Annotated in this window: 12 protein-coding genes; 7 read left to right on the top strand and 5 right to left on the bottom strand. The window is 67.6% G+C overall.

What is annotated here, in order from left to right; all coding sequences use genetic code 11:
• The first annotated feature begins 4 nt into the window (after positions 1-4).
• Complete coding sequence (locus tag ACN22W_RS09995; protein ID WP_419683934.1) at positions 5-547, top strand: hypothetical protein; 543 nt, start codon at positions 5-7, stop codon at positions 545-547.
• A 113-nt stretch (positions 548-660) separates the two neighbouring features.
• Entirely contained in the window at positions 661-1,842 is a 1,182-nt protein-coding gene (locus ACN22W_RS09990) for a cystathionine beta-lyase (RefSeq protein ID WP_129512252.1), read from the top strand.
• An 86-nt stretch (positions 1,843-1,928) separates the two neighbouring features.
• On the opposite strand, the gene serB is transcribed toward ACN22W_RS09990, so the two are convergent.
• A complete protein-coding gene (gene serB, locus ACN22W_RS09985) occupies positions 1,929-2,774 on the bottom strand; it encodes a phosphoserine phosphatase SerB (protein ID WP_048250981.1) in 846 nt (281 codons plus the stop codon).
• Between the two features lie 189 nt (positions 2,775-2,963).
• Entirely contained in the window at positions 2,964-3,905 is a 942-nt protein-coding gene (locus ACN22W_RS09980) for a LysR family transcriptional regulator (protein ID WP_129512250.1), read from the bottom strand.
• Positions 3,906-4,029: 124 nt separating this feature from the next.
• Between ACN22W_RS09980 and ACN22W_RS09975 the strand changes: the two genes are divergently transcribed.
• The 3 genes from ACN22W_RS09975 to ACN22W_RS09965 all read left to right on the top strand — a co-directional run bounded on the left by ACN22W_RS09975 (position 4,030) and on the right by ACN22W_RS09965 (position 6,565).
• Positions 4,030-5,046, top strand: a complete 1,017-nt coding sequence (locus ACN22W_RS09975) for a zinc-binding alcohol dehydrogenase family protein (protein WP_419683931.1) — start codon at positions 4,030-4,032, stop codon at positions 5,044-5,046.
• A gap of 249 nt (positions 5,047-5,295) precedes the next feature.
• Entirely contained in the window at positions 5,296-5,847 is a 552-nt protein-coding gene (locus ACN22W_RS09970; protein WP_412021730.1) for a DUF6013 family protein, read from the top strand.
• A 244-nt stretch (positions 5,848-6,091) separates the two neighbouring features.
• Positions 6,092-6,565: a PliI family lysozyme inhibitor of I-type lysozyme gene (locus ACN22W_RS09965; protein WP_419683929.1), complete on the top strand. Its 474-nt coding sequence runs from the start codon at positions 6,092-6,094 to the stop codon at positions 6,563-6,565.
• Between the two features lie 42 nt (positions 6,566-6,607).
• Here ACN22W_RS09965 and ACN22W_RS09960 read toward each other — a convergent pair whose 3' ends face one another.
• Both ACN22W_RS09960 and ACN22W_RS09955 read right to left on the bottom strand, forming a co-directional pair.
• The gene (locus ACN22W_RS09960; protein ID WP_419683927.1) at positions 6,608-7,411 is read right to left on the bottom strand and encodes an ABC transporter permease; all 804 of its coding nucleotides are present in this window, start codon (positions 7,409-7,411) and stop codon (positions 6,608-6,610) included.
• Complete coding sequence (locus ACN22W_RS09955; RefSeq protein WP_419683925.1) at positions 7,408-8,109, bottom strand: ABC transporter ATP-binding protein; 702 nt, start codon at positions 8,107-8,109, stop codon at positions 7,408-7,410. Before ACN22W_RS09955 ends, ACN22W_RS09960 begins: the two co-directional genes overlap by 4 nt.
• A gap of 152 nt (positions 8,110-8,261) precedes the next feature.
• Between ACN22W_RS09955 and ACN22W_RS09950 the strand changes: the two genes are divergently transcribed.
• Positions 8,262-10,565 (top strand): AsmA family protein, encoded by a 2,304-nt coding sequence (locus tag ACN22W_RS09950; RefSeq protein ID WP_419683923.1) that lies wholly within the window; start codon positions 8,262-8,264, stop codon positions 10,563-10,565.
• 148 nt (positions 10,566-10,713) lie between these two features.
• On the opposite strand, the gene ACN22W_RS09945 is transcribed toward ACN22W_RS09950, so the two are convergent.
• The gene (locus ACN22W_RS09945) at positions 10,714-11,166 is read right to left on the bottom strand and encodes a lipocalin-like domain-containing protein (RefSeq protein WP_193098483.1); all 453 of its coding nucleotides are present in this window, start codon (positions 11,164-11,166) and stop codon (positions 10,714-10,716) included.
• A 172-nt stretch (positions 11,167-11,338) separates the two neighbouring features.
• Here ACN22W_RS09945 and ACN22W_RS09940 point away from each other — a divergent pair, with 172 nt between their 5' ends.
• Positions 11,339-12,931 carry an ABC-F family ATPase gene (locus ACN22W_RS09940; RefSeq protein WP_193098482.1) on the top strand — a complete coding sequence of 531 codons (1,593 nt, stop codon included), beginning with the start codon at positions 11,339-11,341 and terminating at the stop codon, positions 12,929-12,931.
• Positions 12,932-12,990 lie beyond the last annotated feature (59 nt).

Genomic DNA, 12,990 nt, shown 5'->3' with positions numbered 1-12,990 from the left:
CAAGGTGGGTCGATATTCGGAATGGCAACGGGCGCTCGTCGTCGCGGGCGCGCTGGCGGCGGGCATGGCGATGCCGGGCACGGTCGCGGCGCAGGCCGCCGCGCCGGGCACGCAACAGGACGAACCGGCACCCGCGCGGCCGCTGCGGCCGAATCCCGAGTTCGCCCGCCTGCCGCGCTACGAAGGCACGCTCGGTGACCGGCCGATCGTCGTGCATCTCGGCCCGAAGACGGACGAGGAAGGCGTGCATGGCGAATACCAGTTCGCCGATACGGGTGAGGTCGTCCTGCTCGCGGGCGATCGCGACGGCGATACGCTGGAAATCGAGGAATCGAACGACGGCACGAACATCACGGGCGTGTGGGTCGGCCGCTTCGACGCGACGGGCGACCTGAAGGCCGACCGGATGAACTCGGACGAGTCGGACCCGCAGCCCGTCGTGCTGCGTCTCGCGCCAGGCAAGCGCGCGGCGCTGCAGGTGCGCGACGGCCGCGTGCAGGAAATCGAGACGGTGGGCGGCGTCGTCAACCTGCGCACCGACGACTGAGCTCGCGCTGGCTCGGTGTGCGCGGCGCGCATTGTACCGGGCCAAATGCGCCGATTTTGGCTAATCTAGCGACATATTCCGCAACCGAACGGCCTCGTGCCCGCCTTCCTGTCATGACTGCATCCACTTCCAAGCGCGCGCTGCAAACCCGCATCGTTCAACCCGACGACGTCATTCCGGAAGGCTTCCGTTCGTTCGTGCCGCCGGTCGCGCGCGCGTCGACGGTCGTGTTCCCCGATCTCGCGACGATGCGCGCGCTCGTGTGGCACAACGACAACCAGTGGCGCTACGGGCTGCACGCGACGCCCACGTCGCTCGCGCTCGCGCAGCGGCTCGCCGAGATCGAGGGCGGCACGCACGCGCTGCTGCAGCCGTCGGGCCTCGCGGCGATCATGAACGTCTATTTCGGGATCGTGAAAGCGGGCGACGACGTGCTGATTCCGCACAACGTGTACGGGCCGAATGCCGACTTCGGCAACTGGCTCGCGAAGGATTTCGGCATCACGGCACGCTTCTACGATCCGCTCATCGGCGCCGGCATCGCCGACCTGATCCAGCCGAACACGCGGCTGATCTGGATCGAGGCGCCCGGCTCGGTGACGATGGAAGTGCCCGACGTGCAGGCGATAACGGCGGTCGCGAAGGCGCGCGGCATCGTCACCGCGATCGACAACACGTATTCGGCCGGGCTCGCGTTCAAGCCGTTCGATCACGGCGTCGACATCTCGATGCAGGCGCTGACCAAGTACCAGTCGGGCGGCAGCGACGTGCTGATGGGCGCGACGATCACCGCGGACGCGGAGCTGCACGCGAAGCTGAAGCTCGCGCGGATGCGCTGCGGGATCGGCGTGTCGGTCGACGATTGCTCGCTCGTGCTGCGCAGCCTGCCGAGCATGCAGGTGCGCTTCGACGCGCACAGCAAGAGCGCGCTTGCGCTCGCGCAGTGGCTGAAGGCGCGGCCGGAGATCGCGTCGGTATTGCACCCGCAGATTGCCGACTGCCCGGGGCACGCGTCGTTCATGCGCGACTTCACGGGCGCGGGCGGGCTGTTCTCGGTGGTGTTCGACGCGCGCTACAGCGCGGAGCAGATCGACCGCTTCGTCGAGTCGCTCGAACTGTTCGCGATCGGCTGGAGCTGGGGCGGCGCGTGCAGCCTCGCGATGCCTTACGACGTCGCGTCGATGCGGCAGGACTGGCCGCATCGCGGCACGCTGGTGCGTTTCTATGTCGGTCTCGAGGACGAAGCCGACCTGCGCGCGGACCTCGAGCGCGCGATGCAGGCCGCACTCGGCTGACCGCAGGCCGATCACGGTCGCGGAAAAACGAAACGCCGGCGCGATGCGACATCGCGCCGGCGTTTTTCATTTGAGGCCGTACGGGATCAGAACAGCCGCAGCAGCCCGTCGAGGCCGACGTGATCGAACGCGACCGTTGCCGCTTCGCGCACGACGGGCTTCGCGTGGAATGCGACCGACAGCCCGGCTTCGGCCATCATCTTCAGGTCGTTCGACCCGTCGCCCATCGCGATCGCGCGGTTCGGCGCGAGGCCGAGCGACGCGCACGTCTCGCGCAGCAGGCGTGCCTTCACGTCGGCGTTGACGATCTCGCCGAGCACCTTGCCGGTCAGTTTGCCGTCGACGATCTCGAGCGTGTTTGCCTGCGCGTAGTCGAGGCCGAGGCGCGCCTTCAGCCGCTCGGTGAAGAACGTGAAGCCGCCCGACACGAGCAGCGTCTTCATGCCGGCAGCCTTCACGCCGGCCAGCATCGTCTCGGCGCCGGGCGACAGTTGCAGCCGCTCCTCGTACACGCGTTCGAGCGCCTGCGCGTCGAGCCCGGCCAGCAGCGCGACGCGGCGCGTGAGGCTTTCGTTGAAATCGCGGATCTCGCCGCGCATCGACGCTTCGGTGATCTCGGCGACCTGCGTTTTCAGTCCGCAGAAATCGGCGATTTCGTCGATGCATTCGATCGTGATCAGCGTCGAATCCATGTCCATCACGACGAGCCCGAAATCGCCGAGCGCGAGGCCGGCCTCGACGAATGCGAAGTCGAGCGCGTGCGTGCCGCAGTACGCGTCGATGTCGAGACGCTGTGCCGGGTTCGCGTTGTCGATGCGCAGCGCGTGATCGTCGGTCTGCACGATGCGGGTGCCGCGCGACAGCGCGAGCAGCGGTTTGTGATGGGCGTCCGACAGCGGCGCAAGACTCTGGATGACGAGGTTGTGGGTCATGGCGGGATGGTTGGAAGGCGAATGAAACGCTTACGCGGCCAACGGGCGGCCGCCTGCGAACGCGGCCCCGTTCGGCTGCGGGCCATTGCGTCGCGAACGCGCCATTGTAGCCGCTCGGTCGAGGGCGGTACGAATCCTGAGGCCGGACTTGAACCGGCACGCGCGCGGCGCGAGCACGAACACCGGTGCCTAACGTTCGTCCGCGCGATCCCAATAAGGTGGATCGCCGAAATGCTCGGCGAGAAATGCGATGAACGCGAGCGTCTTCAGTGGCACGTGCGCGCGGCTCGGATAGACGGCCCAGATCGCGACGTCGTCGGCGAACGGATAGTCGTCGAGCACCGTGACGAGCGCGCCGCTCGCGAGCAGCGGGCCGACGTCCCAGGTCGACTTGATCGCGATCCCGAAGCCGTCGACGAGCGCTTCGCGGATCGCCTCGCCGTTGCTCGCGACGAGCCGGCCGCCGACCCGCACGGTGAGTGGGCCTTGCGGCGTGGCGAACGACCAGTCGCGCTGGTCGCCGAGGATCACGCATTCGTGTTGTGCAAGGTCGGCCGGATGGCGCGGCGTGCCGCGCTCGGCGAGATACGCGGGCGAGCAGCACAGCACACGGCGGTTCACGGCGAGCTTGCGCGCGACGAGCGTCGAATCCTTCAGCGCGCCAAGGCGGACCGCGACGTCGTAGCCGTCGTCGACGAGATCGACGATCTCGTCGGACAGTCGCAGGTCGAGCGACACCGACGGGTAGCGGCGCAGGAACGCGGGAATCACCGGCGCGACATGCTGGCGGCCGAACGACGACGACATCGACACCTTCAGCCGCCCGTACGGCTCGCTGCGGCCATGGCCGACCGACGCGCGCGCGGCGTCGGCGGCCGACAGCAGCGCGTCGGCGCGCGCCATGAAGACTTCACCGTCCTGCGTGAGGCTGATGCGGCGCGTGGTGCGGTGCAGCAACCGCGCGCCGAGCTGACGCTCGAGCTGTGCGATGCGCGCGCTCGCGACCGCGGCCGAGACGCCGAACTCGCGTCCGGCCGCGGTGACGTTCGCGAGCAGCGCCGCGCGCACGAACAGCGCGACGTCGAGCAGGTCGAGCGGCTTGTCGGGAGCCGGAATCGGATCGGATGTCATTATTCTGAAATTCCTGAAAATGTTTCAGGAAATATAGCGGTTTTCTCGAATTATCGGGTTGCCTACGATGACGTTCATGGGGCTGCGCCGCGGCCCGCCCGGTTTCCCTGAAAGGAGTTTCGTGATGAAAGCCGTTGGACTGACCCGCTATCTGCCGATCGACGACCCGCAAGCCTTGCTCGACGTGGAACTGCCGCAGCCCGTGCCGGGCCCGCGCGACCTGCTCGTGAAGGTCGAGGCGGTTTCCGTGAACCCGGTGGATTTCAAAGTGCGCGCGCCGAAACCGAAGGTCGAGGACACGCCGCGCGTGCTTGGCTGGGATGCGGCCGGCACGGTCGTCGCGGTCGGCGCCGACGTCACGCTGTTCCGGCCCGGCGACGAAGTGTTCTACGCGGGCAGCATCACGCGGCCCGGCACGAACAGCGAATTCCATGCGGTCGACGAGCGGATCGCCGCGCTGAAGCCGCGCACGCTCGACTTCGCCGCGGCGGCCGCGCTGCCGCTCACCGCGCTGACCGCTTGGGAAGCGCTGTTCGACCGGCTGCATGTATCGCCGCAGGGCACGGACGCCGGCAAGTCGGTGCTGATCATCGGCGGCGCGGGCGGCGTGGGCTCGATCGCGATCCAGCTGGCGAAGTCACTCGGCAAGCTGCACGTGATCGCGACCGCGTCGCGGCCGGCATCGGCCGAATGGGTGCGCTCGCTCGGTGCCGATGCGGTGGTCGACCATTTCGGCGACCTGCCTGCGCAGTTGCGCGACGCAGGGCATCCGAACGTCGACTACGTGCTGATCTTCAACGACACGGACCGCCATTTCCCTGCCGCTGCGGAAGTAATCCGGCCGCAGGGCGGCATTTGCACGATCGTCGAGAACGATAAGCCGGTGCCGGTCGAACTGCTGAAGGCGAAGAGCGCCGCGTTTCACTGGGAATTCATGTTCACGCGCGCGATGTTCGAGACGCCGGACATGATCGAGCAGCACCGGATCCTCGGCGAAGTTGCGCGGCTCGTCGACAGCGGCACGCTGCGTACGACGGTCGGCGAGCAGCTCGGCGCGATCAATGCGGCGAACGTGCGGCGCGCGCATCAGTTGCTCGAGGGCGGGCGCGCGATCGGCAAGCTCGTGCTGAGCGGCTTCTGAGCGCCATCGGGCCCGTCGCTTCGTACCACGCCCCTCGACGGGCCTCCCCCAAGGTGACTTTCTTCGAGGCGGCCCGGCGTTTTCCCGAGCGTCGGCCTCACGCGTAAGGTTGCGGCGTCGCGAGCGCAAGCGGGGTAACACCCGATGCGTTTGCGGCGCATTGCATCCCGCTTGGCGGTAGACTGGCAGCGCATCATGCATCGAAAACCGCGCGGCACGCGCGTGCCGCCGCATTACAAGGAGGTCAGCATGAGCCAACGCAGCTTGTCGGTCGCCGCATCGTGGTCGGTCGTGTTCGTGGCGGCGTGCGTCAGCGCGAGCGTATTCGCGGCGCCGCCGGTCAAGGGCAGCCTGAAGGGCGGCGGTACGGGACAGCTCGAATACACCGTCAAGGTCGATTCGAAGACCTTCGGTAATACGCAGGAGACCCGCAAGATCCGCTCGGGCGAGACGGACGACTTCAACTGGAAGTCGGTGCCGCCGAGCGGCGCGGTCGCGATGCCGAGCGGCTGCCCGAACGCCGACAGCCTGCCGCGCGACGAGAACGGCGCGATGGTGCGCCAGACCCAGGTGCGGCTTGCGCCGTCGGTCGACGCGAAGGGCGTTGCCAACGTACAGCTGAGCTTCCAGGCGGCCGCGCCGAAGGGCACGCGCAACGTGACGGCCGGCGGCAAATCGCTGCAGTGTCCGGACGTCGCGTCGGTGAGCCAGGTGAAGTGGGTGTCGATTTCGACCAACGGCGGTTCGAAGTCCGTGACGATGAGCGATGGCACGAAGGTGACGGTGTCGATCAAGCATTGAGCGGCGCCGCGCGGGCAGGTGGGTCGTCCGGTGCGCGCACAACGGATTCGAATGGCGGGACAAGCAGGGCGGCACGTGACGGTTGCGTGCCGCCGTCACGATGCTTTCCCGCGACCTGCTTCGCGGTACTGACAGTGCCGCGACAACGGTATTGCACCGTTCGCCGCGCGTCGGCGGTGCGTGACGTCATGCGGATGTCACGCTATGCTCGGCCACATCATCACCTTCCTGTAACGATATCCCGATGAAATTCCGAATGCGCATGCTGCTGTCTGCTGCTGCGTTCGTCGCCGCGCACGCGCAGGCGGCCGACGATTGCAGTTTCGTGAAGAAGGTCGAGTTGCCGTCGCGGCAGCAGGTGGCCGTGGTGTCGAGCGGCGCGCTCGAGCCGTGCTCGACCGGCAGCTACGCGGTGCGCGTATATTCGACCGCGCATGCCGCGCCCGGCTTCGATACCGACGATTACGTGACGGGCGTGCTGCATGCGCGCGATGGCACGATCGCCGACGCGTTTACGGCCGACCTCGGCGCGCGGGCGCCGCAGGCGCTCGTCGTGACGACGCGCTCGGCCGGCAGCGGCAGCTATGTCGGCGCGCAGGCGTATGTGACGACGCCGCGCGCGGTGCGACTCGTCGCATCGGTCGACGGGCTCGCGCCCGACACGGACATCGCGGCCGCGTTGCGGCAGGCGATCGGCAAGCGCCGCGCCGCGCGCTGACTACGCAATCGCGCATCGCGCTTCGCGCGGCGTCGTTGCGTGTCAGTGCGTGCGCTCTTCTAGCCGTGCCGCGAGAAAGCGGTGATCGGCCGAGAACAGCCGGCGATAGGTCATCAGCACCGCGCCGACGGTGCCGAGCGCGGAGGCCGCGGCAATCAGGAACATGATCACGATCTGGTAGCGCACGGCCTGCAGCGGCGACTGGCCGGCCAGCACCTGGCCCGTCATCATCCCCGGCAGGCTCACGACGCCGACCACTGCCATCTGGTTCAGCGTCGGCAGCATGCCCGCGCGCACGGCCTGGCGCGCGGCGTCCTGCGCGGCTTCCCAGCGCGTCGCGCCCAACGCGAGCGCGGTCTCGACGCGGTCGCGGCGGGCCGTGAGTTCTTCCATCATCCGTTCGACGCCGAGCGACACGCCCGTCAGCGTATTGCCGAGAATCATCCCGAGGATCGGAATCGCGTATTGCGGCGCGAACCACGGATGGATGCGGATCACGACGAACAGGCCGACCGCCGCGACGAACCAGCTGCTGAACCAGATCGATGCGATGCTGTCGATGCGCTGGCCGCGGTACGTGCGCTTGCCGCGCCCCGCGCCGGCGAAGCCGGCGATCAGCGTCATCAGCGCGGTGAGCGGCAGCACGACGTACCAGTGAGGATGACCGAACACCCAGCCGAGCACGTAACCGATCGCGAGCAACTGGACGACGGTGCGCACCGCCGCGAGCGCGAGCTTGCGGCCGAGGCCGAGCGACAGTGCGACCGAGATCGCGCCGTTGACTGCGACGAGCGCGGCGGCAATGCCGACGTCGACGAGACTCAGGTCCTGCAGTGCCGGGCTCATTGCGCAGCCTCCGTCGGGTTCGCGACATGCAGCACGCCGGCCTGCATGACGAGCCGCATCGTGCCGATCCGCGCGGCCTGCGCCGGATCGTGCGAGATCCACATGTATGCGCGTGCGTCGGGCGCCGCGTCGAACCATGCGCCGACGAGCGCCTCGATCGCGCGTGCCGATTCGGGATCGAGCGCGGACGTCGGCTCGTCGAGCAGCAGCACGTCGGGATCGAGCTGCAGCACGCGCAGCAGTGCCGTGATCTGGGCTTCGCCGCCCGACAGGTCGCTCGCGCGCTTGTCGAGAAAGTCGGGGCCGCGGCCGGCCTGCGCGGCGAGCGCTTCGGCGCGCGCGCGATCGAACGCGACGTCGCGATAGATCGCGAGCGAATACGGATAGCGCAATTGCGCTTCGACGGTGCCGTCCATCTGCGCGGGGCGCTGGCGCACGTAGGCGACGCTGCGCCGATAGCGCGGGATCGCGCCGCGCCGGATCCGGCTGCCGCGCCACAGGATGTGGCCGCCGTCGAGCGGGTCGAGCAGCGCGAGCGCGCGCAGCAGCACGCTCTTGCCCGACCCGGACGGGCCCGTGATGGCAATTCGCGATCCCGCAACGAGGCTGAAATCGGTCGGGGCGAGCAGGGTCTTGCCGCTGCTGGCGTCGCGCCGCGTGATGCGCTGCGCATCGATGAGGCCGGTGGGGGCTGTCATGTCACAAATGAAAAAAAGCGTTAATGGCGCCGAAACGTCACCATGGCGTGCGTCATAATACCGATTGAAAAGCCGCGGGTGTCGTGCGCCGTTCGTCCACGCACGCGGCCCGGCATGATGCGGCAACACTTCAGAACAACAACGGAACCGCCATGACGCTAACCCGAGCCATCGGCAAATCGGCTGCATGGATCGTCGGTATCGTCGCGGTGCTCATCGCGGCGGCCGGCGTCTTTCTTTTCACGTTCGACTGGAACCGCGCGAAGCCGTGGGTCAACGAACAGGTGAGTGCGGCACTCGGCCGCCCGTTCGCGATCAACGGCGACCTGAAGGTCGGCTGGCGTCGCCCCGACGGCGAGACCGGCTGGCGTGCGTGGGTGCCCTGGCCGAGTTTTTCGGCCACGCAGCTCGAGATCGGCAATCCCGACTGGGCGAAGACGCCCAAGTTCGTCACGCTCGATGCCGCGCACTTCGATCTTGCGATCCTGCCGCTGCTCGCGCACGAGATCGTGATTCCGTCGATCGACATCGAGAATCCCGCCGTCGACCTCGAGAGACTCGCCGACGGCCGCAATACGTGGACCTTCCAGTTCAAGCAATCGTCGCAGCCGTCGCCGTGGAAGGTACGGCTTGACAGCTTCGGCTTCGCGAAGGGCACCGTCACGTATCGCGATGCGATCACGAAGGCCGACCTGACCGTCGCGATCGATACGCTCGGGCAGCCGATTCCGCTCGGCGACGTGCTGAAGGAGCAGGAACAGACGTCGCGTGCGGCGTCCGCGCAGCGGGTCGGCAAGCACGGCGCCGCGCAGTTGAGCGCGAAGGCCAACGCGGAAGCCGCGTCGAGCGCATCCGCGGCACAGGCGGCGAGTGCGGCGTCGTCCGCAGGCGCTTCGGCTGCGTCTTCGGTCGCTTCGGCTTCAGCATCGTCTGCCTCGTCTGCCTCGTCTGCCGCTTCCGCATCGACGGCCGCTGTCGCGTCCGGCGCAAGCGGTGCCGCGGCGCCGGCGAAGCCGTCCGGCCCGACCTATGCGTTCGGACTGAAGGTCGACGGTCGCTACAAGAACGTGCCGATCAGCGGTACCGGCAAGCTCGGCGGCGTGCTGGCGATCCAGGACACGTCGCGGCCGTTCCCGCTGCAGGCCGACGTGAAGGCCGGCGACACGCGGCTCGCGATTGTCGGCACGCTGACCGATCCGACGCATCTCGCGGCGATCGACCTGCGGCTGTGGCTGCAGGGCACGTCGATGTCGCACCTTTACCAGCTCACCGGCATCACGCTGCCCGACACGCCGCCTTACGCGACCGAAGGGCGGCTGATCGGCAACTTCAAGCGGCGCGCGAGCACATTCCGCTACGAGAACTTCAACGGCCGCGTGGGCGGCAGCGATCTTGGCGGCACGTTGGTGTACGAGCAGCGCGAGCCGCGGCCGAAGCTGTCGGGCGAACTCGTGTCGAACCTGCTGCAGTTCGCCGATCTCGCGCCGGTGATCGGTGCGGACACGGCCGCGAGCAAGGCGCAGCGCGGCGACACGACACGCCAGCCGTCGGGCCGCGTGCTGCCGGTCGAGACGTTCCGCACCGACCGCTGGCGCGCGCTCGACGCGGACGTCAAGTTCACGGGCCGCAAGCTGGTCAAGAGTTCGGACCTGCCGATCACGAACTTGTACACGCACATCGTGATGCAGGACGGCGTGCTGTCGCTCGAACCGCTGCAGTTCGGCGTCGCGGGCGGCACGCTCGCGACGACCGCGCACCTCGACGGCAGCGGCGCGCCGCTGAAGGGGCGCTTCACGGTGGCCGCGCGTCACCTGAAGCTCAAGCAGCTGTTCCCTGCGCAGAAGGTCATGCAGTCGGCGCTCGGCGAGATCAATGGCGACGCGTCGCTGTCGGCGACCGGCAATTCGCCGGCCGCGCTGGCCGCGACGTCGAACGGCGAAGTGAAGGCGCTCGTGACCGACGGACGCATCAGCCGCCTGCTGATGGAAGCGGCGGGGCTGAACGTGGCGAACGTCGTCTACGAGAAGCTGTTCGGCAACAACGACGTGAAGATCAACTGCGCGGCGATCGATTTCGTCGCGACCAACGGCATGCTCGACCCGAAGGTGTTCGCGCTCGATACGGACGACGCGCTGATCAACGTCGATGGCCCGATCAGCCTGCGCGACGAAACGCTCGACCTGAAGATCCATCCGCATACGAAGGGCTTCCGGATCTTCTCGCTGCGCTCGCCGCTGTATGCGAAGGGCACGTTCAAGAACCCGAACGTCGGCGTCGATGCGGGCGCGCTCGCGCTGCGTGCCGGCGCGATGATCGGGCTCGGGCTGATCAACCCGTTCGCGGCGCTGATCCCGCTGATCGCGCCGAGCAACAACCGGGACGTGCCGTGCTCGGAACTGTTCGGGCAGATGAAGGAGAAGGTCGCGCAGAAGGCGGCGATGAAGGCCGGCAAGTGATGTGCGGGTGTGCGCGCTCGTCGCACGGTGAGCGCGAGGCGCGTTTGCGCGACGCAGCCGCGCCGCACGCCGCACGCGGCGTGTGCGCGCAACGGCCGGCCGCCCGGTCGCGCCGATCCGGCGAACCGTTGCGGCCGCCGGCGGTGCGTCAGCGGCCCGCGCGCGCCCAGTGCAGCACGGCGTCGACTTCCCGGCCGTCGATCCGCGCCGGGGCGGCGGTGCCGAGTTGCAGGCGATCGCCGTCAAGCACGGCGACCCGCTGCTGCACGTTGCCGATCCAGTTCGGGAACAGGCTGACGTCCATTTCGTGGGTCAGCGTGCCGTCGTCGTCGACATGAAAGGGGCCGGAATAGGCGACGTAGCCGCGCGCGGCGGTCGCACACTCGTCGGCGGTGCCGCCGTGCAGGTCGCCGTTCGCGTAAGGCGGCCGACCGGCGGCCATCAGCTGGGCGGACATGTAGCCGTCCGGTGTGTAGAGAATCCAGCCGCGCACGTCGCGACCGAGCGGGTAGGCGACCGCGCTGCCGTCGCGCGGGCGGACTTCGTAGGACACGAGGCGCCATGCGCCGACGAGTTGTTCGCGAAGCTGGCTGGCAAGCATGCGGGATTCCATCCAGTAAGACGGCGGTGGGGCGCGTGCCGTCGTGTTGGCGGGCCGCCGGGCGGCGGACCAGGGGTCGGAATGCGCTGTCGGAACGGCATGGTCGGCAGTTTCTCCGACACCTGCTAAAATACACGGTTTTCCGTCGATTTATCCTTTAACGGGACCTGCCGTGCTTTCTACTGCCAACATCACGATGCAATTCGGGCCAAAGCCCCTGTTCGAGAACATCTCGGTCAAATTCGGCGAGGGCAACCGCTATGGTCTGATCGGCGCGAACGGCTGTGGCAAGTCGACGTTCATGAAGATCCTCGGCAGCGACCTCGAGCCGAGCGCCGGCAACGTCGCGCTGGAGCCGAACGTCCGTCTCGGCAAGCTGCGCCAGGACCAGTTCGCGTACGAAGACGTGCGCGTGCTCGACGTCGTGATGATGGGCCACACCGAGATGTGGGCCGCAATGACCGAACGTGACGCGATCTACGCGAACCCGGAAGCCACCGACGACGACTACATGCACGCGGCCGAGCTCGAGAGCAAGTTCGCCGAATACGGCGGTTACGACGCCGAAGCGCGCGCGGGTGCGCTGCTGCTCGGCATCGGCATCGAGGAGAAGTTCCACAGCGGCACGATGAGCGACGTCGCGCCGGGCTGGAAGCTGCGCGTGCTGCTCGCGCAGGCGCTGTTCTCGAAGCCCGACGTGCTGCTGCTCGACGAACCGACCAACAACCTCGACATCAACTCGATCCGTTGGCTGGAGAGCATGCTCAACGAGTACAACTCGACGATGATCATCATCTCGCACGATCGTCACTTCCTGAACTCGGTGTGCACGCACATGGCCGACATGGACTTCGGCACGCTGAAGGTCTGGCCGGGCAACTACGACGACTACATGCTCGCGTCGGCGCAGGCGCGCGAGCGCCAGGCCGCGGCGAACACTCGCGCCAAGGAGCGCGTCGCGGAACTGCAGGACTTCGTGCGCCGCTTCTCGGCGAACAAGTCGAAGGCGCGCCAGGCGACGAGCCGCGCGAAGCAGATCGACAAGATCAAGATCGAGGATTTCAAGCCGTCGTCGCGGCAGAACCCGTTCATCCGCTTCGAGTTCGAGAAGAAGCTGCACAACGTCGCGGTGGTCGCTGAAGACATCACGAAGAAGTACGAGCGCACGATCTTCCAGAACTTCAACCTGTCGGTGCAGCCGGGCGAGCGTATCGCGATCATCGGCGAGAACGGCGCGGGCAAGACCACGCTGCTGCGTTCGCTGCTCGGCGCGCTCGCGCTCGAACACGGCACGGTGAAGTGGTCCGAGAACGCGAATGTCGGCTACATGCCGCAGGACACGTACGAGGAGTTCCCGAACGACATCACGCTGATGGACTGGATCGACCAGTACCGCAAGGACGGCGACGACGAAACGATGGTGCGCGGCACGCTCGGCCGCCTGCTGTTCTCGTCGGACGACATCAAGAAGTCGGTGAAGGTGCTGTCGGGCGGCGAGAAGGGCCGCATGATCTGGGGCAAGCTGATGCTCGGCCGCCACAACGTGCTGCTGATGGACGAGCCGACCAACCACATGGACATGGAGTCGATCGAGTCGCTGCAGATCGCGCTCGAGCAGTTCGAAGGCACGCTGATCTTCGTGTCGCACGACCGCGAGTTCGTGAGCGGGCTGGCGAACCGGATCATCGAAGTGCGCACGGACGGTACGTTGTTCGACTTCGGCGGCAACTACGAAGAATTCCTGACGAGCCAGGGGCAGGAGTAATTGCTCTGACGCGTCCGTTCATGTGCCCCGGCTAAGCAGCACGAAGCCGGGCACATAAA

The organism is Burkholderia theae (assembly GCF_048565265.1).
In the GTDB taxonomy this organism is placed as follows: domain Bacteria; phylum Pseudomonadota; class Gammaproteobacteria; order Burkholderiales; family Burkholderiaceae; genus Burkholderia; species Burkholderia theae.
This window is presented reverse-complemented; position numbering and strand designations above follow the sequence as displayed.

Coding starts and splice junctions, on each gene's coding strand:
- ACN22W_RS09990 (WP_129512252.1), top strand. CDS start 661: ATGACTGCATCCACTTCCAAGCGCGCGCTGCAAACCCGCATCGTTCAA.
- serB (WP_048250981.1), bottom strand. CDS start 2,774: ATGACCCACAACCTCGTCATCCAGAGTCTTGCGCCGCTGTCGGACGCC.
- ACN22W_RS09980 (WP_129512250.1), bottom strand. CDS start 3,905: ATGACATCCGATCCGATTCCGGCTCCCGACAAGCCGCTCGACCTGCTC.
- ACN22W_RS09975 (WP_419683931.1), top strand. CDS start 4,030: ATGAAAGCCGTTGGACTGACCCGCTATCTGCCGATCGACGACCCGCAA.
- ACN22W_RS09970 (WP_412021730.1), top strand. CDS start 5,296: ATGAGCCAACGCAGCTTGTCGGTCGCCGCATCGTGGTCGGTCGTGTTC.
- ACN22W_RS09965 (WP_419683929.1), top strand. CDS start 6,092: ATGAAATTCCGAATGCGCATGCTGCTGTCTGCTGCTGCGTTCGTCGCC.
- ACN22W_RS09960 (WP_419683927.1), bottom strand. CDS start 7,411: ATGAGCCCGGCACTGCAGGACCTGAGTCTCGTCGACGTCGGCATTGCC.
- ACN22W_RS09955 (WP_419683925.1), bottom strand. CDS start 8,109: ATGACAGCCCCCACCGGCCTCATCGATGCGCAGCGCATCACGCGGCGC.
- ACN22W_RS09950 (WP_419683923.1), top strand. CDS start 8,262: ATGACGCTAACCCGAGCCATCGGCAAATCGGCTGCATGGATCGTCGGT.
- ACN22W_RS09945 (WP_193098483.1), bottom strand. CDS start 11,166: ATGCTTGCCAGCCAGCTTCGCGAACAACTCGTCGGCGCATGGCGCCTC.